Source organism: Paludisphaera borealis, assembly GCF_001956985.1.
Classification (GTDB): Bacteria; Planctomycetota; Planctomycetia; order Isosphaerales; family Isosphaeraceae; genus Paludisphaera; species Paludisphaera borealis.
In genome coordinates, this window is record NZ_CP019082.1 from 1,204,800 (window position 1) to 1,225,433 (window position 20,634).

Annotated in this window: 13 protein-coding genes; 10 read left to right on the forward strand and 3 right to left on the reverse strand. The window is 68.7% G+C overall.

Annotated elements, in window-relative coordinates; genetic code table 11:
• Window positions 1-66: 66 nt before the first annotated feature.
• The 3 genes from BSF38_RS04660 to BSF38_RS04670 form a co-directional block, all read right to left on the reverse strand.
• Window positions 67-558 carry a hypothetical protein gene (locus tag BSF38_RS04660; RefSeq protein WP_145951966.1) on the reverse strand — a complete coding sequence of 164 codons (492 nt, stop codon included), beginning with the start codon at window positions 556-558 and terminating at the stop codon, window positions 67-69.
• A 179-nt stretch (window positions 559-737) separates the two neighbouring features.
• Window positions 738-3,680, reverse strand: coding sequence for a WD40 repeat domain-containing protein (locus BSF38_RS04665; RefSeq protein WP_076343680.1), 2,943 nt, complete (start codon window positions 3,678-3,680; stop codon window positions 738-740).
• Between the two features lie 30 nt (window positions 3,681-3,710).
• Window positions 3,711-5,279 carry a di-heme oxidoredictase family protein gene (locus BSF38_RS04670; RefSeq protein ID WP_145951967.1) on the reverse strand — a complete coding sequence of 523 codons (1,569 nt, stop codon included), beginning with the start codon at window positions 5,277-5,279 and terminating at the stop codon, window positions 3,711-3,713.
• A gap of 261 nt (window positions 5,280-5,540) precedes the next feature.
• Between BSF38_RS04670 and BSF38_RS04675 the strand changes: the two genes are divergently transcribed.
• From BSF38_RS04675 to BSF38_RS04715, 10 genes are all read left to right on the forward strand, one after another.
• Complete coding sequence (locus BSF38_RS04675) at window positions 5,541-7,652, forward strand: outer membrane protein assembly factor BamB family protein (protein WP_076350593.1); 2,112 nt, start codon at window positions 5,541-5,543, stop codon at window positions 7,650-7,652.
• Window positions 7,649-8,224 (forward strand): SIMPL domain-containing protein, encoded by a 576-nt coding sequence (locus tag BSF38_RS31865; RefSeq protein ID WP_237170736.1) that lies wholly within the window; start codon window positions 7,649-7,651, stop codon window positions 8,222-8,224. The genes BSF38_RS04675 and BSF38_RS31865 overlap by 4 nt, the downstream gene beginning before the upstream one ends.
• Complete coding sequence (locus tag BSF38_RS31870; RefSeq protein ID WP_237170737.1) at window positions 8,221-8,544, forward strand: SIMPL domain-containing protein; 324 nt, start codon at window positions 8,221-8,223, stop codon at window positions 8,542-8,544. The genes BSF38_RS31865 and BSF38_RS31870 overlap by 4 nt, the downstream gene beginning before the upstream one ends.
• Window positions 8,541-9,665, forward strand: coding sequence for a prenyltransferase/squalene oxidase repeat-containing protein (locus BSF38_RS04685; RefSeq protein WP_076343682.1), 1,125 nt, complete (start codon window positions 8,541-8,543; stop codon window positions 9,663-9,665). Before BSF38_RS31870 ends, BSF38_RS04685 begins: the two co-directional genes overlap by 4 nt.
• A gap of 15 nt (window positions 9,666-9,680) precedes the next feature.
• On the forward strand, window positions 9,681-10,727 hold the full coding sequence (locus BSF38_RS04690; protein WP_076350594.1) for an AAA family ATPase: 1,047 nt from the start codon (window positions 9,681-9,683) through the stop codon (window positions 10,725-10,727).
• The gene (locus BSF38_RS04695) at window positions 10,696-11,610 is read left to right on the forward strand and encodes a DUF58 domain-containing protein (RefSeq protein WP_076343683.1); all 915 of its coding nucleotides are present in this window, start codon (window positions 10,696-10,698) and stop codon (window positions 11,608-11,610) included. Before BSF38_RS04690 ends, BSF38_RS04695 begins: the two co-directional genes overlap by 32 nt.
• Window positions 11,611-11,674: 64 nt before the next feature.
• A complete protein-coding gene (locus tag BSF38_RS04700) occupies window positions 11,675-13,849 on the forward strand; it encodes a BatA domain-containing protein (RefSeq protein WP_076343684.1) in 2,175 nt (724 codons plus the stop codon).
• A 33-nt stretch (window positions 13,850-13,882) separates the two neighbouring features.
• Window positions 13,883-16,330 carry a hypothetical protein gene (locus BSF38_RS04705; protein WP_076343685.1) on the forward strand — a complete coding sequence of 816 codons (2,448 nt, stop codon included), beginning with the start codon at window positions 13,883-13,885 and terminating at the stop codon, window positions 16,328-16,330.
• 42 nt (window positions 16,331-16,372) lie between these two features.
• A complete protein-coding gene (locus BSF38_RS04710) occupies window positions 16,373-18,604 on the forward strand; it encodes a hypothetical protein (RefSeq protein ID WP_076343686.1) in 2,232 nt (743 codons plus the stop codon).
• Window positions 18,591-20,591, forward strand: a complete 2,001-nt coding sequence (locus BSF38_RS04715; protein ID WP_076343687.1) for a coiled-coil domain-containing protein — start codon at window positions 18,591-18,593, stop codon at window positions 20,589-20,591. The genes BSF38_RS04710 and BSF38_RS04715 overlap by 14 nt, the downstream gene beginning before the upstream one ends.
• Window positions 20,592-20,634 lie beyond the last annotated feature (43 nt).

Here is a 20,634-nt window from a genome sequence, read left to right on the forward strand (position 1 = left end):
CGATCGATTAGCGATGAGCGGGCGAGGGCGGAATTCGCTCGGTACGATGCTCGCAAGCCAACCGGTTCAACGGCTGCAAATCACAAGGTCGATCGAGCGGTCGGCCAGCCGGCGCGGAGGAGGATGGAAGATCGACGGCTTGCGCCCGGTCGGTCGGGCCGTCGATCCTTCGACCGTCCGGGTCCAACGAGACATGATCGGTACGATCGCCAGGATGCTCAGATCGCCCCAGCGGTCGAAGTGGTCGGTGTCGGGAAGGACCGTCGAGGCCGGCGCGGGGTCTTGGCTGGAGCAACCCGGGCCCGAGCAAGGCGCGGGAGCCTTCGGGACTTCGCCCGCCTGAGGTTCGCGGGCCGGATCGGCTGGGAGCGAGGTTGACGAACCGCCGGCGACCAAAGCGTCGAGATGGTAGACGATCGACCATCGGGGTGGTCGGGCTGAAGCGAGGTGGTCGCAGCCGGCCTGAGCGGATCGAGTCATGAAGAGACCGTGGGACAGGAGCAGCAAGAGCGCCCCAATTCCCCAACGTCCCCATCGCTCGAAACCGATAAGCCGCATCGCACCCCTCGCCGACGTGCTTCGCACCCGCGGGAACGGAATCAAGAATCAGCCCGCGAAAAGTCGGCGATGGAGCCAAGTCCGCCGCCGATCACTGACCTTATAAGATACACCGCTGACGTGGGGCGTGGCAAGGAGATTGGGGTGCCGTTTCCACGTGGATGAACGCGCAATTGTGATCATGGGCGCGGGTCGGCTGGCGGAGGTGGCGAGTTCGAGCCCGGCGCCAGCGCCCGGCTGTTCGGCGAGACGTCCCAGGCCGTGATTCCCCGGTCGCCGCCGGTGTAGAGGGTGCCACCGTCGGCCGAGAACGCCAGCGAGGTCGTTTCCTCGGTCGGCGCGGAGGCGGGGGAGGCGAGCTTCGCGGTGAGGCGGCGGTTGGCGACGTCCCAGAGTCGAACGGTCGCATCGCCCCGCGACGACGAGGCGAGCAACGCGCCGTCGGGCCGGAACGCCAGGGCCGTGATCGGCCCCTTGGACCCTTCGAGCGTCGCGATCGCGGTGCGTCCGGCGACGTCCCAGAGTCGGACGGTCGTGTCGGACGAGCCGGACGCCAGCGTCTTGCCGTCGGGGGCGAAGGCGACGACCGTCGCGGAATGCGTATGCCCTTCGAGCGAACCGCGAAAGCTTTTCTCGGGGACGTCCCAGAGCATGACGGCCCCGTCGCCGCCCGCCGTGGCGACCGTGTCGCCGTCGGGAGAAACGGCGATCGAGCGGACGAAGCCCGGCGCTCCCTTGAGCCGGCGGACCGGCGTCTCGTCGCCCAGCCCCCAGAGCCCGACCGTGTCGCCGGCCGTCGCCAGGAACCGGCCGTCGGGAGTGAACGCCAGCCGTCGCGCGCCGACGGTCTCGACGGCCAGCAGGTCGAGCGGTTCCAGGGTCGTCGCGTCCCAGATCCGCAGGCTGGAGCCCTGCTGCGACGCGTTCAGAAGCGTGGCCAGCCGCTTGCCGTCGGCCGAGAGGGCCATCTGGACTTCGCCCGCAGCGAGCCGGACCGGCATGACGCGTTCGCGGCCCGCCGGAAGGTTCCAGACCTGGACCACGCCGTCGGCCGTCGCCGAGGCCAGCGTCTTGCCGTCGGCCGAGATCGCCAGTGAAGTCACCTTGGCGACGACGGCCGCGAAAGGCCGGGGCGCCAGGTCGGTTTTGACGATCCAGAGCTTGAGTTCGTGGCCGCCGCCGGACGCCAGCACGTTGCCGTCCGGGGAAAGCGCGAGGGTCGAGATCGGTCCCGCATGCGCTCTGGCGCTCATCGATTCGAGCTGGTCGTCGGCCATCGACCAGCGGCGGATCGCCCCGTCGGTGCTCCCCGTGATCATGGCCTGCTCCCCGGGCAGAATCACGACCAGCCCGACGCCCACGTCTTGCTTGCGGGAGGCGCCTCGCTCGGTCCCGTCCGTGACGTTCCAGAATCGGGTCGAGCCGTCGCGGCCGGTCGAGATCAGGGTCTTGCCGTCGGGGGTGAACGCGACCGACTCGACGGAGTCGCCGTGACCGTCGAACGAGCGCCGCATTGCGCCGGAATCCAGGTCCCAGAGCTTGGCGGTCCAGTCGAGCGAGCTGGTCGCGAGCGCCTTGTCGTCGGGGGCGAAAGCCAGGTGCGTGATCGCGCTGGTGTGACGGGCGAGGGTCAGCTTCTCCTCGCCGGTGGCGTCGTTCCATACCGAGACCGACGCGTCGCGGCTGCCGGACGCGAGGGTCTTGCCGTCGTGGGAGTACGCCAGGCAGGTGATCGCGCCCAGGTGGCTCGCCCGCGTCGCCCGCACGCGACCTGTTTCGAGATCCCAGATCTTGACCATCTTCCCCTCGCCGCCGGTCGCGAGCCGCTTGCCGTCGGGACTGACGGCGATCGCGTGGACGGCGCCCGAGGAGTCGTGAAGGCCCCGGCGAACTTCGTGGGTCGCCAGGTCCCAGAAGCGGACTTCCGGGTCGCCGCTCGCCGTGATCACCGCGCGGCCGTCTGGCGTGAACGCAGCCGCCTCGACCAGGCCGAGATGCCTCATCGGCCGGTTCTCCACGGGCCCTTCCGGCCAGGGGCCGAGCCAGGACGCTCGCACGTCTTGAGAAACGTTGTTCCAGTTCAGCCGGACGCACCGATCTCCACCCGAGGCCAGCGTCCCGCCGTCCGGCGAATACGCCACGGAGTAGACGTCGCTGAGGTGGCCCTGGAGGCGGTTTCGCACCTGAAACGTGGCGACGTCGAGGATCACGATCGTTCCGGGCGCCGAGGCTCCGGGCGGCGCGTTGGAAACGCTCGCCGCCAGGCTCTTCCCGTCCGGCGCGAACGCCAAGGCGAGCACGGCTCCGCCGACCGCCGTGGCTGCGACCATCCGCGAGGGCCGTCGCCGGGTGGATGGGTCTTGGTTTTCAGGGGTGGGATCGGTCGGCCAGATCCTGACCGTCTTGTCGAGTCCGCCCGCGGCCACGCGGGTTCCGTCCGGCGAGAACGCGACGCAGCACAGCTTGGCGTCGATCCGCCCAATGATCCGGGGTTCACCGCCATCGGACAGATCCCAGAGCCGGATGATCCTGTCGTCGCCGGCTGAGGCCAGGTGGTTCCCCGTCGAGGACGTGGCGAGTCCCAGGACGCCCACGCCAAGTCCTTCGAGCGTCTTCGTGGGGTGCATCGCGGCGACGTCCCAGAGTCGGATCGTCGCATCCGGGCCACCTGATGCGAGCGTCTTTCCATCCGAGATGAACACGAGCGCGGCGACGGCGTCGGTGTGGCCGGTCAGGACCCCCTTGGCTTGGCCGTCGGCCGTGTTCCAGAGGCGTATCGTCTTGTCGGCGCCGCCGGTCGCGATGGTTTTTTCGTCGGGCGAGACGGCGAGGCTGCGGACCTCGCCGTCGTGGCCGCGAAGATCGAAGCGAACCGAGCCTTTGGCGACGTCCCAGAGCTTGGCGACGCCCTCCGAACCCGCCGTGGCCAGGGTTTTGCCGTCGGGCGTGAAGGCGACCGCGAGCACGCGCCCGCTGTTTCCCTTGGGGTTGATCGAATCGATGGGGCCGTCCTCGGCCCGCACGCCCCCGGCGAGGAGCCGGAAGGCGAGGCAGGCCAGGATCAGCGCCCGGTGCAAGCCCGGGCCGACCCGGGGGCGCGCGGTCGCGTCATTCCATCGCATTGGAGAGTTCCCCCCGGGTTTTTCGTCGGCTTATTCGCCGCGCTGGACGAGGGCGACCGGCGCGGGCGCGGTCAACGATTTCAGGAACGCCTCCACTTGGAGCCGCTCGCGCGGCGAGAGCGCGAAGAACGCCTTCGCCGCCTTTTCACCCTGGCCGCCGTGAAGCGCGACGGCTTCATCAAGGCTCTGCGCCCGGCCGTCGTGGAGGTACGGGCCCGAGTCGCGGAAGCCCCACAAGGGGGGCGTCCGCCATTCGCGCTGCGAGGCCCCGCGAGCCTGACGCGCGGGGGCCGGCTTGCCGTTCGCCGCGTTCGCCGCGATCGGACCGGATTCGGGGCCGAACGGGTCGTCGCTGCCGTCGAAGCCGTCGGAGTACGAGCCGTCGTCCGCGGTGTCGTCGCCCATGTCGTGAAGCAGCAGATCGCTGTAGAGGCCGGCGACGCCGCCGAGTTTGGGCGTGTGGCAAGTCGCGCAGCCGACGCTGGCGAAGGCCGCCTTGCCGGCCGCGACGTGCTTCGCCTCGGCGAGGCCCGACGCCTGCCGCTCGATCGGCCGGGGCAGGCTGCGGACGTAGGCGACCAGCGACGAGCATTCGTCGGCCGTCAGATCGAGGCCCGTCGTGCGATACTTCGGCGCTTGCGGGCTGCTCGCCTGCGGATGGCCGGGGACTTCCAGGCCGATCTCGACGGCGCAGGCGTTCAGGACGAAGTCCTCGACGTTCGCCGTCTGGCCCTTCCAGCCGAGTCGGCCGACCCGACCGTCCTTGAGCCGGCTGACGCGCCCCTTGACGTCGGGCGTCTCCATCGCCTGCTTCTTGGCCGCCGCGTCGATGTCATGCTCGGAAATCGCATCGACCAGCCCGAGACCGAACAGGGCCGTCGGATTGCGCTGCGACCCCGCGACCTTGAACGGACCGACGACCGTCGATTGCCGACTCGACGCCGAGGCGGCCCGGACGGCCGCGCGAATCCGTTGAATCTGCTCGTCGCTACGGGAGTTCTTCGGCTCGGCCGGTGCGACGTCGGGGTTTTGGGAAAGAAACACCGGCCCCCGTGTTTGGACCTGGAACACGCCGGGGACGCCGACCTGGCCGAGCAGCCGCTGGACTGTTCGGGCCCGCCAGTCATTGTAGTTCGGATCACTACCGAACTTGTGGAGGACGACCGTTCGGCCCCCCTTGAACCCGGCGTGAAAATCGATCAACTGATCGACGGTTGTTAATGCAGAGGTCGAATCGGTCTTGGCGGGGATGGGGCTGATGGGCGATTGAACGACCACGCCTCCCATGAACTGCGACGCGCTCAGCACGTCGATGTTCTTGCTGTTCGGGCCGCCTCCGCCGCCGCCTCCCGCGTTGTGGCAGGCGACGCACGAAGTGTCGTTGTACACCGGGCCCAGCCCGTCGCCGCCGTGGCCGCGCGGATCGTTGGGCATCCATTCGCGGTTGAAGATCTCGTAGCCGACCGCGATCGGGTCGGGTTTGACCGCCGCCGCTTCGTCTCCCGCGCGGACGGTTCCGCGTGTTGAAATCAACCCAAGACACAGACAAAAACCCGACAGCGTCATGCCGTAGACCGTCGCCGAACGTGTTCCCCGCATTGCGAGTCCCTCCGTCGCATTGTGAACCGGCCGTTCTCCAGAGATGTGCCGCATGGCGCAATCCTAATACGACTGTCGTAAGAACGCCAAGCCAGAAATGAAACATTTAAGCGATTTTTCTTGCAGGGTGGAATGGAGGTCACTACAACTGTCTCTTACGAGTCTCGGACCGTCGGTTCTTCGATCGGTCCGCCCTTGAATGAAGACGTCCGGGTTCTGAGGCGAGCGTTCGAAAACAAGCGTTCCTTCGACGGAGGCGGCATGATCTCGATGCGAAGTGCGATCGCGCTCTTGCTGCTCGCGCCGGCTCTGGCGTTGGGGCAGGCCCCGAAGGACGAGGAGGACAAGGTCTCCAACGACAACCCGGCGCGACCGTTGCAGATGCCTCCGGCCACGACCGAGGTTAAGGAGGCGCTCGACGATTTCGAGCGGTTCCAGCGGCGAAGCGCCTGGGAGCGCGCGCTCAAGGCGCTGTACACGATCACCGAGGATCAGGCGCTGCGGTTCGTCGACGGCGACTCGGGCTTCATCATCCCGGTGGCCCAGAAGCGGCGGCAGGTGCTCACCGCGCTCCCCCCGGAAGGTCAGGCGGCGTACCGGCTGTTCTACGACGCCGAGGCGCAGAAGCTGTTCGCCGACGCCGAGGGGCCGACCGAGCTGGCGAACCTTGAGCGGATCTACTCGGCCTACTTCACCACCACGATCGGCGACGACGCGGCCGACCGCCTGGGCGACATCTATTTCGAGATGGGCCGGTTCGACCGCGCGGCCGACTGCTGGCTCTCGATCCTCCACGACCGCCCCGACACCAACCTTTCGCCCGCGACGATCGCGCTCAAGTCGGCGCTGGCTCTGGCGCGGGCGGGACGGCGGACGGAGTTCGATCAGATCCGGGCCGATCTCGCCGACCGCTACAAGGAAGACAAGGTGACGATCGGCGGGACGACCGCCGCCCCGGCCGAGTTGCTGCGGCGGCTGCTCGAAGCCGATCCGCCCGCCGCCGCCCTGGCCGAGACCGCCGGTCCGACGCCGGCCGCGGCCGAGGCCTCGCTTGATCTCGGCCGCCCGATCGAGCCCGACTGGCAGTTGCGGATCGCCGAGTCGATCGAGGCGGGGATGACGCCCGCCGAGCTGAACCAGTGGCGGTCGAACAGCCTCAGCGACGCCAAGCCCGCCGTGGCGGTCGAGGGATCGACGCTCTTCGCCAACTACCTGGGCCACATCGTCGCGGTCGACCTCGACAGCGGCAAGCTGCTCTGGCGCACCGAGGCGTTCCATCACCTCGAAAACCTGGCCATGCAGCAAGGCGGGCAGATGGCCACGCCCGGCCGGTTCGCGATCCTCGCCTCGCGCGAGTACGTCTGGACCGTCGCCCGCGACCTGAAGGACCAGAACTACATGGCGCCGTTCCATCTGGCCTGCCGGAGGGCCGACAACGGCGAGCTCGTCTGGAAGTCGACCGACCTGCCGGAATACGCGCTCTTCGACCTCAACGGACCGCCGCTCCTGAGCGACGGCACGATGTTCATCCCGGCCAAGGCGCAGCCGAACCCCCAGCAGAGCCAACCCCTGCCCGAGCAGATGGTGCTGGCGATCCAACCACACGACGGCAAGCTGCTCTGGAAGCGCGAGATCGGCGTCTTCCGCCAGGGGCAGCAACGGTTTTACTACTACAATATGCGCGACAACTCGCCGCAGGTCCGCCTGTTCCTCCGCGCGGGGTCGCTCTACATCGACACGCACGTCGGCGTGCTGGCCCGGCTCGACGCCGGCACCGGCGCGCTCGACTGGGGGTACGGCTACAAGACCGACGCGCCGCAGGCGGAAATGTACTTCTTCTCGTACAACCGGGTCCAGGAGCCGCAGGCCGTCAGCGGCCGCCCGCTCGAAAACGGCGACGCGATCTTGGTCAAGGGAGCGCAGTCGAGCAGGCTGTACGCCATCGACCCGAACCGGATGAAGGCGCTCTGGGAGCGGCCGGTCAGCAAGGACGCGCGGCTCCTGGGCGTCGACGACCGCTCTCTCTATCTGGGCGGTCAGGAGCTGGGCTCGCTCGATCTCAAGACGCGCGGGCTGTCGTGGGCGACGAAGCTGCCCGGCGGCAGCCTCGACGGCGCCGTACTCGTCCGGTCCGACGGCCTCTTTCAGTTGACCCCCCGGGGCATCTTCGAGCTCGACCCCCGCTCGGGGGACGTCCGGCGGATCTTCCGAGGTCAAGACCTGGGCTCCGCCGGCGGCGATCTCGTGTTGACCGACGATCTCCTGCTGGCCGTCTCCAATCGCACGATCACCGCGTATCCGAGGCGGACCGCCGGCGCTGACGCGTCCGCGCGGGGCGAGTCCGCCACCCCGAAGGAGAAGACTTCGAGATGACGCCCACTTCCGTCTCGCTCCGCTCCGTTCCAGGTTTCCGCGCCGCGACCGCGGTCGTCGTCGGCCTCCTCGCGCTTTCCGGCCCGGCCCGCGCCCAGTTCTATGAGCCGGGCTTCGGGACGGGCGTCCCCCAGAATATCGAGGGGCTGACCGTCGTCGGCAAGGCGACGATCGGGGCCAAGCCGAACCTCGCCGAGGTCGATCTCGACGTCTCCGCCTCGGCCGAATTGACCGGCGACGCGATCGTCAAGTTCCGCGATTCCAAGAAGCGGGTCCGCGACGCCTTCGCGGCGCTCAAGCTCGCCAACGTCGCCGTCGAGGAGCGCGGGCTGCTCGTCGACCAGAAGGGGGCGATGATGAACCCCTATTATTTCGACTTCAACCAAAACACGAAAACCAAGACCGAGGTGCAGCTCTCGCGGAAGCTGGTCGTCAAGGCGGCCGACATCGGCGCGATGGACGAGGAAGGCGTGCTCCAGCTCGTCGGCCGGCTGCTCGACGTCGCCCAGGACGCCGGGGCGCGGGTGGGGCCGCCCGCCAATATGAATTTTACTACTACCGGTATGGAATGAATCCCACGTCGGGCCTGGTCCGATTCGTTCTCGAAGATTACGAGAAGGTTCAGGAACAGGCCTATGAGAAGGCGGTCGCCGACGCCAGGACGCGAGCCGAGCGGTTGGCCCGCCTGAGCGGGCTGGAACTGGGGCCGGTGCTGGCCGTCCGCGAGGTCGTCGCCCCGGCCGACCACGTCGCGCAGCCGAACACCGACGAGGTCCCCCGGAAGCGGCTGGAGACGGCCAAGTTCCAGGAGATCCCCGTCCGGGTCGAGCTGCAAGTGCGGTTCGCGATCCACCCCAAGACCGACGGCAAAGCCAAAGGACCGTCGCAATGAGCCGACTTGAACGCCGATCTCCGCGTCGTCGCGGCGAACCCACGACGCGTCGCGACTTTCTGAACCGCTGCGCCGCCGGGGCGTCGTTCCTGGCCGCGATTGGCGGCGCCGGCCGGCTCGACGGCCTGGGGCTCGGCCGCGCCGCCGAGAACGAGGTCTTGCCCAAGCACGTGACGCCCGAGACGCTCCGGGCCGTTCAGAAGGGCCTCGACTACCTTGCGAGCCAGCAGGCCGACGACGGGTCTTGGATCACCGGCGGCGGCCAGGTCTACCCCGTGGCGATGACTGGTCTGGCCGGCACGGCGTTGCTGGCTCACGGCGACTCGCCGACCCGCGGCAAATACGCCAAGTCGGTGCAAGGGGCCGTCGAATATCTGGTGCGGTGCGCGACGCCGACCGGCCTGATCACCGGGCCGAGCCAGGACGGCGGCATCCCGATGCACGGCCACGGCTTCGCCCTCATGTTCCTGGCGAGCGTCTACGGGATGATCACCAAGGAGGCGCTGCGGAAGCAGGTGCAGGTGGCCGTGCGCAAGGCCGTCGCCCTGACCAGCCAGGGCCAGAGCGGCGCCGGCGGCTGGACGTACACGCCCGGCTCGGGCGACGAAGGCTCGGTGACGGTCACCCAAGTCCAGGCGCTCCGCGCCGCGCAGAACGCCGGCTTCCTCGTCCCCCGCGCGGTCATCGAAGAGGCGGTCAAGTATCTGGAGAAGTGTCGGACCCCGGAAGGCGGCATCCAGTACTCGCTCAGCTCTCCCACCGGGCCGAGGCTGCCGATCTCGGCGGCGGCGGTCGCCACGCTCTACAACGCGGGGCAGTTCGAGGGGGCCATCGCGACCGACTGCCTCAAATACGTCTGGGACAAGTTTCAGGCCGCCGAGGGCTGGGACAAGGGGGACGGCCACGCGTATTACTCGCATCTCTACGCGTCGCAAGGCTTTTATATGGCTGGCGACCAGTACTGGGACAAGTATTTCCCCGCCGCCCGCGACCAGCTTCTGGGGCAACAGAACCCCGACGGGTCGTGGAACGGCGACGGCATCGGCGAGGTCTACGGGACGTCCATCGCCGTCATCATCCTCCAACTGCCGTTCAAGTTTCTTCCGGTCTTCCAGCGTTGAGAAGGGGACGTGATCTTGAGCACCGCCGTCGATGAGCTGGATCTTTCGGAACTGGACGACCTGCGATCCGTCCATGAAGACATCCGCCGCCAGATAAGCCGGCAGATCGTCGGTCAGGACGAGGTCGTCGAGCAACTGCTGATGGCCGTCTTCGCCCGCGGCCATTGCATCCTCGAAGGGGTGCCCGGCCTGGCGAAGACGCTGATGGTTCATGCGCTCGCGCAGTCGCTGTCGCTCGACTTCAACCGCATCCAGTTCACGCCCGACCTGATGCCCAGCGACATCACGGGCACCGAAGTGCTGTACGAGGACCGCCAGAGCGGCGCGCGTGAGCTTCGGTTCGTGCCGGGGCCGATCTTCGCCAACCTGATCCTCGCCGACGAGATCAACCGCACGCCTCCCAAGACCCAGGCCGCGCTGCTGGAGGCGATGCAAGAGCGGCAGGTGACCGCCGGCGGCCACCGCCACGTCTTGCCCGACCCGTTCTTCGTGCTGGCGACGCAGAACCCGATCGAGCAGGAGGGGACGTACCCGCTCCCCGAGGCGCAGCTCGACCGGTTCCTGTTCAAGGTGTTCATCACCTATCCCACGCCCGACGAGGAGCGGCGGATCTACCGGCTGACGACCGGCGTCGACCAGGCCGAGATCACGCCGATCGTCGACGGCGAGCGGATCAAGGCCCTCCAGCGCGTCGTCCGCCGGGTCCCCGTCTCGGACCACTGCATCGACTACGCGATGGACCTCGTCCGGGCGACCCGGGGGACCGAGTACGGCGGGCCGAAGTACATCGACGAATGGCTCTCCTGGGGTGCCGGCCCTCGCGCGGGGCAGTCGTTGATCCTCGCCTCCAAGGCCAAGGCCGCGCTCGAAGGCCGGCCGAGCGTCTCGGTCGACGACCTCCGCGCCGTCGCCCAGCCGGTGCTTCGTCATCGGCTGGTGGTCAACTACAACGCGCAGGCGTCCGGCGAGACGAGCGACACGATCGTGGCCCGGCTGCTCAAAGACGTCCCCGTACGGAAGGGAGCGCCCGATGCAGCCGCCTCGGAAATATTCCGATCCTGACGCCATCGCGCAGGTCGCCGACCTGAATCTGCGATCGCGACGGCTGGTCGAGGGGGCGATCAGCGGCCAGCACCGCAGTCCGTTCCACGGCTTCAACGTCGAGTTCGCCGAGTACCGCGAATACTCCCCCGGCGAGGACCTCCGCCGCCTCGACTGGCGGGTCTACGCCCGGTCCGACCGCCACTACATCAAGCAGTATGAGGAAGAGAGCAACGTCCGGGTCACTTTCCTCGTCGACGCCAGCGCGTCGATGAACTACCAGGGCAAGCGCGCGGCGCTCAGCAAGTTCGACTACGCCTCGACGCTCGTCGTCTCGCTGGCGATGCTGCTGACCCGCCAGCAAGACCCGGTCGGCCTCGTGCTGTTCGACGAATCGGCCGTGACGGTCGCTCCCCCTCGGGCCACCCAGGCGCAGATCCTGATGATCACGGGGCTCCTGGAGAAGTGCCGGCCGTCGCGGAAGACCGAGCTGGGCAAGATGCTCGTCTCGCTCGGCGACCAGTTCCGCCGTCGCAACATGATCGTGATCGTCTCGGACCTGCTCACCGACCTCGACGCGCTGTACGCCGGCCTCAACCGGCTCCGGTTCAGCGGCCACGAGGTCCTCATCATGCAGGTGCTTGATCACGACGAGATGGACCTCCCGTTCGACGGCCCGACGATCTTCAAGGACATCGAGGGGGAGGAGGAGCTGTTCGCCGAGCCCTGGGCCTTCCGGCGGTCGTACCAGGCCGCGATGGACGACTTCCTCGCGGGCGTGAAGAAGGAGTGCGGCGCGCGGGGGTACGACCACGTTCGGTTCTTCACCGACGAGCCGCTGGGTTCGTCGCTCAGCTACTTCCTCCACTCCCGGCAAGAAGCCAGCCGGCAGGGCCTGCGTTAGACCAAGACCACGGCGGACGCACTGACGACTCACTGGCCTGATCCTGGACGACGACCTCGACGCCATGACGTTTCTAAGCCCACTCCTGATCTGGGGGACGATCCTCGGCGCGATCCCCATCATCATCCACCTGCTGAACCGTCGCCGGTTCCGCCGCGTGGAATGGGCGCCGATGCATTATCTCCGGCTGACCATCCAGCGCAATCGGCGGAAGATCCAGCTTGAAGAGCTGCTTCTGCTGTTGCTGCGGATCGCGCTGCCGGTGCTGCTGTTCTTCTTCCTCGCGCGGCCGATTCCCAGCCCGACGGGCATGGAAAAGTGGATCGGCCAGGGAGGTCGGTCGAGCCAGATCGTCCTGATCGACGACTCGCTCAGCATGGGCTACGCGGCCGGCGAGGCCCCGGCCTTCGACCGCGCCGTGCAGGCCGCGGCGTCGCTGCTGGGGACGGTTCGGCCCCAGGACCGCTGCACCGTGCTGCGGACCTCGTCGCCCCGCGACCCCGTCGTGCACGACGTCGAGGGGAGCCGCCGCGACGAGCTGGCCGCCTCGGCCTCGGCCGTGTCGTTGAGCGCCACGCACGCCGCCTGGCCGGTGGTCCTGGAAGCGGTCGACGAGGTCTTGAAGTCGTGTACGTACCCGACCAAGCAACTGACCATCCTGACCGACCTGCGGCGCAGCGGCTGGGATCGCGAGGTGGCCGCCGTGACTCGGCGGTGGAGCGAGGAAGGCGTCCGGGTCCGGGTCGTCGACGTCGGAGTTCCCGAGGCCGCCAACGTCGCCCTGGAATCGATCGTTCCGGTGGATCGCACGGTCCTGGCCGGGGCCCCGAGCGCCTGGGAGGCGGTGATTCGCAACGACTCGCCCCGGACGCTCGTGGGGGCCAAGGCCGTGCTCCGGGTGGACGACAAGCCGAGCGAGCTGACCCTACCGGAAATCGCGCCGCACACGACCGCGAGGCTGCCGCTGTCGGTGGCGTTTCCGGGCTCGGGGCCGCACGAGTTCTCGCTCCAGCTCCCCGAGGACGAACTCCCGGGCGACAATCAGCGCTGGTCGGCCGTCGCGGTCAAGGACTCGCTCCTGATCCGCCTGGTCGACGGCGAGCCTTCGACCGAGCCGTTCGGGTCCGAGGTCGACTACCTGGCCGCGCCGTTGTCGATCGGCGTGGGGGCGGCCGAGGCCTGGCGCGTCGAGGTCGTCCCCGATCAGGACTTCCTCTCGCAGCGGTTGGAGCCCGCCGACGTCCTGGTCCTCGCGAACGTGGCCGCGCCGACGACCGAGCAGGCCGACCGCCTCGGCCGGCTGGTGCGGGCCGGCATGGGCCTGATGATCTTCACCGGAAGCAAGCTCGACGTCGGCCTCTACAACGACCTCTTGTACCGAGCCGAGAGCCGGCTGCTGCCGTTCCCGATGAAGTCGCTGTCCGACGCGAGCATTCGCGGCCTGATCGTCGAGCCGGTCCGGCCGTCGCCGCTGGAAAAGCTCATGGAGCTGAAGCCTTCGGCTCTGGAGCGGATCGCGGTCCGGCAGTTCATGACGGTCGACGAGGGGCGGGCCGAGAAGGAGAACGACAAGGACCAGGCGCGGGTTTTGGCCCGCTGGAACGACCCCGGCCGTTCGCCGGCCGTGGCCGAGCGGATCGCGGGCGAGGGCCGGGTCTTGCTCTGGACGACTACCGCCGACCGTGCGGGCAACGACTGGCCGATCGAGCCGAGCTTCGTGCTGGCCGTCCGGGAAGCCGTCCGAGGGGCGGCCCGGCCGACGCGGCTGGACAACACGATCACGGCCGGCGACGCGGTCCGGCGGGTGATTCACACCAGCCAGCAGGTCGGCAACGTCCGGCTCACCCCTCCCGGGGGCGCCGAGCCGACCTCGCTGGCGGCGGTCCCGCTCGAAGAACAGCCGACCGATGAGCGAGGGCCGGCCGTCGCGATCCAGTTCCCCGAATCCCGCCGCGCCGGGGTTTACCGCCTCGCCTGGGACGAAGGGCCGCTCGGCACGCAGCAAGACGTGTACGCCGCGAACCCCGACGCCCGCGAGAGTCGGCTCGAACGGATCGAGTCGGACGAGTTGAGGAAGTTGATGGAGCCGCTGGACGTCGAGGTCGTCGCCGTCCGCGGCGACGGCGCCGAGCAGTTCTCGCCGACGGGCCGCGAGATCTGGCGCGACCTGGCGTGCGGCCTGCTCGTGTTGTTGCTCGTCGAATCGATCTTCGCCACGTGGGTCGGTCGGTCACGTTGAGTCGAACGGAACCCTGGGGTTGAACGCGTCGTCATGAACCGATTCTGGCAATACCTACTGGGGATCGAGCCGACGTCGCCCGGCGTCGTCTCGGGCGTCGATTCGCATCTCGAATTCGCGTCGCTGCCGCGCGGCCTCGGGGCGGTCACGACGATACTCGGGGCGCTCGTGCTCATCGCCCTGATCTGGCGGCTGTACCGCTGGGAGCGCCGCGAACTGTCGGCGACCCGGCGCGCCCTGCTCGTCGGCCTGCGGATGCTGACGATCGCGGCCGTCGGGATCATGCTCCTCGAACCGGTGCTGGTCTCGACCCGCCGCGAGCAGGTGCGGTCGCACCTGGCGATGATCCTCGACGACTCGGAGAGCATGAAGTTCTCCGATCCCTACACCGACGACGCCAAGGCCGCCGAGATCGCGGCGAAGGTCAAGATGGAGAGCGCCGGCGGCAAGTCGCCCGTTGCGTTGCTCCGGGAGACGCCCCGGCTGGGGCTTGTGCAGAAAACGCTGGGCGCGAATCTCGACGCCCTCGGTCGCGGCCGCGACCTGTTCGTCTACGATCTGGAGACCGCGGCTCGCCCCGGCGCGGGCGAATCGGCCCGGTCGCGGAAGCTCGACGACGTCCAGGCTAAACGGCCGATCTCGCCGCTGGGCGACGCCCTGCAAGGCGTGCTCGCGGCCCATCGCGGCCAGCCGGTCGCGGGCCTGATCCTGGCCACCGACGGCCGCTCAAACACCGGTGAAGACCCGATCCGGGCCGTCCAGGCCGCGGCGCGGCAGAACATCCCGATCTACGCCATCGCCGCCGGAGCCGACGAGGGGCCTCGGAATATTCGTGTGGCCGAGGTCGAGGCCAGCCCCGTCGTCTTCGTCCGCGACCCGATGACGTTGGCCGTCGTGATCGAAGCCCGCGGCCTCCGCGACGCCGAGGCGACGGTCGTCCTGGAACAGCGGGCCAACGACGGTCCCTGGGAGCCGGCCGGTTCGCAGCGCGTGGTTCTGGGCGAGGACGGCATCCTCAAGCGGTCGACGTTCCGAATCACTCCGAAAGCCGTCGGCCAGTACGAGTACCGCGCGAAGGTCGAGGACGCCGGGCCCGAGCTGACGATGGACGACAACGTCGCGAGCGCGGCGGTTCGAGTCGTCCGCCAGCAGATCCGGGTGTTGCTGATCGCCGGCGGCCCGTCGCCCGAGGTCCAGTTCCTCCGCAACGCCCTGATGCGCGACCAGCACGTCGAGTTCGCCGGTTGGATGCAACACGTCGACCCGGGCTTCCGTCAGCCCGGCGACCGGCCGATCACCCGGCTGCCGAACAATGACGAGGAGCTGCGCCGGTACGACGCGCTGCTCTTAGTCGACCCCGACATCCGCGCGATGGGGGCGCAGTGGCCGGCGATGATCCAGCGGTTCATCGGTCAGGAAGGGGGCGGGCTGATCTTCGTCGCGGGCGAGCTGTTCTCGCAGCAGCTTTTCGAGGCGGTCGACCCCAAGGCGCCGGGGGGCGACTGGACCCGGATCTTGCCCGTCGTCCGCGATCCCGGGCTGTATCGCAGCGAGGCCGAGGTCCGGCTCAGTTCTCAGAACACGTACAGCCTCGACCTGACGCCCGAGGGACGGGGCGACCCGGTCTTCGAGTTCAACGCCGACCCGATCCGCAATCGGGCCGTTTTGACCAGCCTGCCCGGTATGTACTGGAGTTTTCCGGTCACCCGGGCTCGCCCCGGGGCGACGATCCTGGCCCGCCACGGCGACCCCCGGATGGCCAACCAGAACGGCCGCCACGTCCTGCTGGCGTCGCAGTTCTACGGGCCCGGCCGGACGGTCTTCATCGGCTTCGACAGCACCTACCGCTGGCGTTACATCGCGGAAGACTTCTTCGACGGCTTCTGGGCCCGGCTCGTGGACCGCGTGGGGCGGAGCAAGGCGCTCGGCGGCCGGTTCCCGTTCCAGGTCCACCTCGGCAAGAGCCTTTACCGCGTCGGCGAACGGGTCTCGATCGGCGTTCGCTACTCCGACCCCACGGCGCTGGCCGAGGCGGCCGAGCTGACCGCCGAGCTGGAAATCGCCGGCCAGCCCCCCGAGCCGCTCCGGTTCGAGAAGTCTCCCGATGACCCCGCCGTGCTGACGGCCGCCTTCCCGGCCCAGCAGGCCGGCGCGTATTCGCTGCGGATCGTGCCGGCGGCTTCGTCCGACCTGGGAGACGTGAAGGTCTCGACGACCACCTTCCGGGTCGAACCGCCGCGCCGCGAGATCGACGAGCCGGCGCTCAACCGGACGCTCCTGGCCGATCTCGCCCGCATGTCCGGCGGCCGCGTGTTCGAGCTGTCGGACGTCGGCCAGCTCGACGAGGCCATCCCGATGCGCGAGGTGACGCGCACCCTGGAAACCCGTGACGAACTCTGGGACGCCCCCCTGCTCTACGCGACGATCATCCTTGCGTTGACCGTCGAATGGGTCTTGCGAAAACTCTTCCGGATGGTGTGAACGAGAACCGCCGCGATCCCTGAAGACTCTGGAACCTCCACCGTGTCGATTCTGAACGACTTGCCGACGATCGAATCACTCCGCGACGATCAGCGCGCGCTGCGGGCCGACCTGTCGCGGCTGCGGCGGCGGTTGCGCATTCAGTTGATGCTGGAACTCATCGCCGAGGCGGCGGTCGCGCTGGCGGCGACGGGCGCTTTGCTCGTGCTCCTCGACTGGCAGCTCCGGTTGAGCCGTCCCGTCCGCTTGGTCCTGCTCGGCCTGAGCCTGGCGGTGATCGCCGGCTTCCTGGCGGTTCGAGCGGTCCGGCGGTGGCGGTCGTCGCGGCTCGACGAGCTTTCGCTGGCCGTGACGCTCGACCGCTTCCGGCCGGGGCTGGGCCAGCAGGTGGCCGACGTCCTCCAGCTTCCCGACTTGCTCGACGAGCCGAGGTCGGCGGTTTCGCCGGCGATGGTGCGGCTGGCCGTCCGCCAGGCGACCGAGGCCCTGGCCCGATCGGACTGGCGGTCGCTCTGGAATCGGCGGCGGACGGCGCTGCACGCCGTCGCGTTGCTCGTGGGAGCGGCCGTCCCGACCGTCTTCGCGGTCGCCGCGCCGGCCGCCGCCCGGCTCAGCTTCGCGCGATGGATCTTGGGCTCGAACGAGCGCTGGCCGCAGCAGACGTACCTCACCGTGATGGGCCTCGACGCCCGAGGCCGGCTGCTCGCCCCGCGCGACGAACGCATCCTGATGGAGGTCCGCACCGACCTGCCGCTGACCGAGTCGCGGGGCGATCGCTGGTCGGTCGGTGGTCGGGGCGAACCGTTGATCCTGCGGCGCAAGCCCGATCACCCTCGGCAGCCCCGCGAGGTCGCCCTCCGCGAGCGCACGGCGAAGAACGCGATCCGCTCGGGGATGATGGTCGAGACCGACCCGGTGCGGTTCCGGTACGAGTTCCCGCCGTCGTCGTCCTCGTCGTCCTTCGAGCTGACCGGCGGAGACGACTGGCTCGGGCCGATCACCGTCGACCGCGTCGACCGCCCCGCGCTGGCCGCGACCAAGCTCCGCGTCAAGGAGCCCGGCACCGCCGACCCCGAGTTCCGCGCGATCGACGACGCCGGTCAGCACCTGCTCTTTCTGCCCGATTCCGAGATCGAGCTGACGCTGGTCGGCACCGAGGCGCTGTCGGAGGCGCAGATGAAGATCCACCCCGGCGCGGCTCCGGAGTTGAAGCGGATCGACGACCGGTCGTTCGTCGCGTCGTGGACGCTCCGCGAGGCCGTGACCCTGGAGATCCTTCTCACCTCGGCCGATACCGGGCTGGCGTCGAAGACGTCGTTCCTGTCGATCGGCCTGCTCCGCGACCGCGAGCCGCGCGTAACCTTGCGGGCCTCGGGCGTCGGCGGCCACGTCACGCCGATCGCCACGATCCCGCTCACCATCGCCGCGACCGACGACTTCGGGCTCGCCGTGCTCCGGATTCAGGCCGATCGCTCGGTGTTGGTCGAAGAGAAGGACAAGCCCGAACAGAAGGTCGTGCGGTCGACGATCAACCTGCCGTTCGAGGTCGACCCGGCGCACCCGACCCTTGACCTCCAGGTCCGCCACGACCTCAGCCTTCAGTCCGACCCGCCCAAGGTGGGGGCGGTTCTCCGCTTCACCGGCGAGGCCGACGACCGTTGCGCCCGAGGGGTGCAGACCGGTCGGTCGAGCGTCCTGGCCTTGTCCGTCGTCTCGGCCGACGAGCTGTTTTATGAGATCCTGATCCGACAGCGGGCCGAACGGACCAAGTTCATGAGCGTTCTGGAGGCGGCCGAAAAGAACACGCCGACGCTGGAAGGCTCGCCGACGGCCGAGGATCTCGTCCGCGTGATGAGGACCGAGCAGTCGGGAGCGCGGCAGCTTGAGCAGATCACCGGCCGGGTCGCCGACACGCTCCAGGAGATGAAGCTGAATCAGATCGGCTCGCCCAAGTCGCATCGACTACTTCAGGAAGGGGTCGTCGAGCCGCTGCGAGCCCTGACGACCGGGCCGATGGCCCAGCTTCGCGGCATGCTTCAGACGCTCGCCGGCGCGGCGGCGGCTCCCGGCGCTTCGAAAGACGCCGCTCGACTTCTGCACGCCGAAGTTGTTACAAAGATGAAGAACATCCTCGAACAAATGTCGCAGTGGGAAAGCTTCGTCGACGTCGTCAACCAGGTCGCCGAAGTCATCAAGATGGAGCAGAAGGTTCTCCAAGAAACCGAAAAGGCTCGCGAAACGCGCACGCAGGAGGTCTTTGATGACAAGCCCTAGCACGCACGCCTCACGAGTCGACTCGCGAGGCGAATCCGCCGGTCGACCCGCTCCGGCGTTCCGGCGCCTCGTTTTCGGTCTCGCCCTCGCCCTGCTCGCGGTCGCATCGAGCGGCTCGGCCCGGGCTCAAGACGCCAAGGCCGCGGCCGACGGCGTGTTCGACGAGGAGAAGAAGGACGCCGACGCCAAGAAGGCCGACGACGCGAAGTCGAACCCTCCCGACAAGGCCCCGGCCGTCTCCGACCGCGACACGATCGGCTTCACGCAGGACAACGTCGCCGCCCAGATGAACGAGCTGGAGGAGCGGATGTTCCGGCTCTCCGAGGCGCTCCGCAGCCTCGAACCCGAGAACGCATCGCGGCTCCGCCTGGCCCTCAAGTTCTCTCGCGAAGAGCTGATCCTCCAGCAGATGAAGGAGACCCGCAAGCTCCTTACCGACACACAGTTGAGCAAGGCCGAGACCGAGGTCCGCGAGATGCTGGCCAAGCTCGACCACCTGCGCCGGCTGCTGCTGGCGGAAGATCTCGACTTCCAGATGAAGCTGGCGCGATTGCGGCAGATGCGCGAGACGATGGGCCAGCTTGAGCGGATCATCCACGAGGAGCGTCGCGAGCTGGCCTGGTCGCGATCGGCCGACGAGCGCCAGGCCGACCTGACGGCGCTCGTCGCCAAGCGGACGAGCGTCGAAGCCCTCGTGCGCGATCAGAAGGGCGTGATCGAGGAGACCCGCGCGGCCGCCGCCAAGGGCGCCGCGGCGGCGGAATCGCGCGACGCCGTTGCGAAGAAGGAAGCCGAGATCCAGAAGAAGGCCGCCGAGCTGGCCGCCGACCCGGCGTTCGCTCCCCTTCAGCCGCCTCATCTAAAGGAAGCCGACGGCCCCTTGGCCGACGTGCAGGCGCACCTGAAGACCACCAACTCGGGCGCGGCCGTCGCATCGGAGGAGATGGCCCTCGCGGGCTTTCAGAAGGAGCTCGATCGCCTCGCGGGCCGGATCGGCGAGGTGGAGAAGGCGATCGCCAAGCCCGAGTTCCTGAAGTTCGAAAAGGATCAGACCAAGAACCGCGCCTCGGCCGACACGCTGGCGACCGTCTCGGCCCGCCTCGGCGACAAGGGCGTCGCGCTCCAGAAAGATCTGATCCGGGCGTCGGGGGCGATGCAGGAAGCCGAAAAGGAGCTGGACCGCACCGCCGCGAAGCCCGCCGCGACCGACCAGCGCGAGGCGCTCAAGCACCTGGTGAAGGCGAGCGACGGCCTGGGCAAGGGGATCGAAGGCCTCCTCGTCGAGCTTCGCTCCGAGCTGCAAACGCGGATTCTCGCCGAGCTGACCGAGATGCACGAGATCCAGTTGTCGATCCGCGAGACCACCGAGTCGCAGGCGGCCCGCGCCGCGCAGAAGTCGCGGACGGCGCTGATCCTGATCGCCGGCCTGTCGCAGAAAGAGGCCGAGCTGGCCGACCGCATCGACCAGCTTCGCGCCTTGACCGAGGAGACCGAGTTCGGCATCGCGCTGCCGACCTCGCTGCGCGTCATCGGCCGCGAGATGACCAAGGTTCAAGGGTGGCTCAAGGAGGGGGACGCGACCGAGCACACGGTCGTCATGGAGAAGCGGATCGAGGAAGATCTGCTGGCGCTCGCCGAGGCGATGCGACGGCTGCCTCCTTCCACGCCCCCCAAGCCGAACACGCCGCTGCCGACCGAGCCTCGGGCCCGCGAGCGCGAGCTGAACCGCCTGATCGCCGAGCTGAAGATGATCCGCCTGCTCCAGAGCCGGCTCAACGACGACACCGTCGAGACCGATCACGGCAGGCCCAAGGAACAGGTGCTCACGCCTCCTTTGAAGCGCCTGATCGAGGCGTTGAAATCGTCCCAGGACGAGATTCACGAAACGCTCGCCAAACTGTCGAAACGGTACGAAGGGGGCGGCGAGGACGAAGCCGGGGCCGACGCGCCCGGCGAAGCCGATCAGGCGAAGCCGACCGATCCCTGAACGCCGCGTGAGATGGAGACCCCCGGGGCGGACCCGAGGGTCG

What these genes read in the sequence shown, in the direction of transcription:
- BSF38_RS04660 (WP_145951966.1), bottom strand. Translation starts at nt 558, where the DNA reads ATGCGGCTTATCGGTTTCGAGCGATGGGGACGTTGGGGAATTGGGGCG.
- BSF38_RS04665 (WP_076343680.1), bottom strand. Translation starts at nt 3,680, where the DNA reads ATGCGATGGAATGACGCGACCGCGCGCCCCCGGGTCGGCCCGGGCTTG.
- BSF38_RS04670 (WP_145951967.1), bottom strand. Translation starts at nt 5,279, where the DNA reads ATGCGGGGAACACGTTCGGCGACGGTCTACGGCATGACGCTGTCGGGT.
- BSF38_RS04675 (WP_076350593.1), top strand. Translation starts at nt 5,541, where the DNA reads ATGATCTCGATGCGAAGTGCGATCGCGCTCTTGCTGCTCGCGCCGGCT.
- BSF38_RS31865 (WP_237170736.1), top strand. Translation starts at nt 7,649, where the DNA reads ATGACGCCCACTTCCGTCTCGCTCCGCTCCGTTCCAGGTTTCCGCGCC.
- BSF38_RS31870 (WP_237170737.1), top strand. Translation starts at nt 8,221, where the DNA reads ATGAATCCCACGTCGGGCCTGGTCCGATTCGTTCTCGAAGATTACGAG.
- BSF38_RS04685 (WP_076343682.1), top strand. Translation starts at nt 8,541, where the DNA reads ATGAGCCGACTTGAACGCCGATCTCCGCGTCGTCGCGGCGAACCCACG.
- BSF38_RS04695 (WP_076343683.1), top strand. Translation starts at nt 10,696, where the DNA reads ATGCAGCCGCCTCGGAAATATTCCGATCCTGACGCCATCGCGCAGGTC.
- BSF38_RS04700 (WP_076343684.1), top strand. Translation starts at nt 11,675, where the DNA reads ATGACGTTTCTAAGCCCACTCCTGATCTGGGGGACGATCCTCGGCGCG.
- BSF38_RS04705 (WP_076343685.1), top strand. Translation starts at nt 13,883, where the DNA reads ATGAACCGATTCTGGCAATACCTACTGGGGATCGAGCCGACGTCGCCC.
- BSF38_RS04715 (WP_076343687.1), top strand. Translation starts at nt 18,591, where the DNA reads ATGACAAGCCCTAGCACGCACGCCTCACGAGTCGACTCGCGAGGCGAA.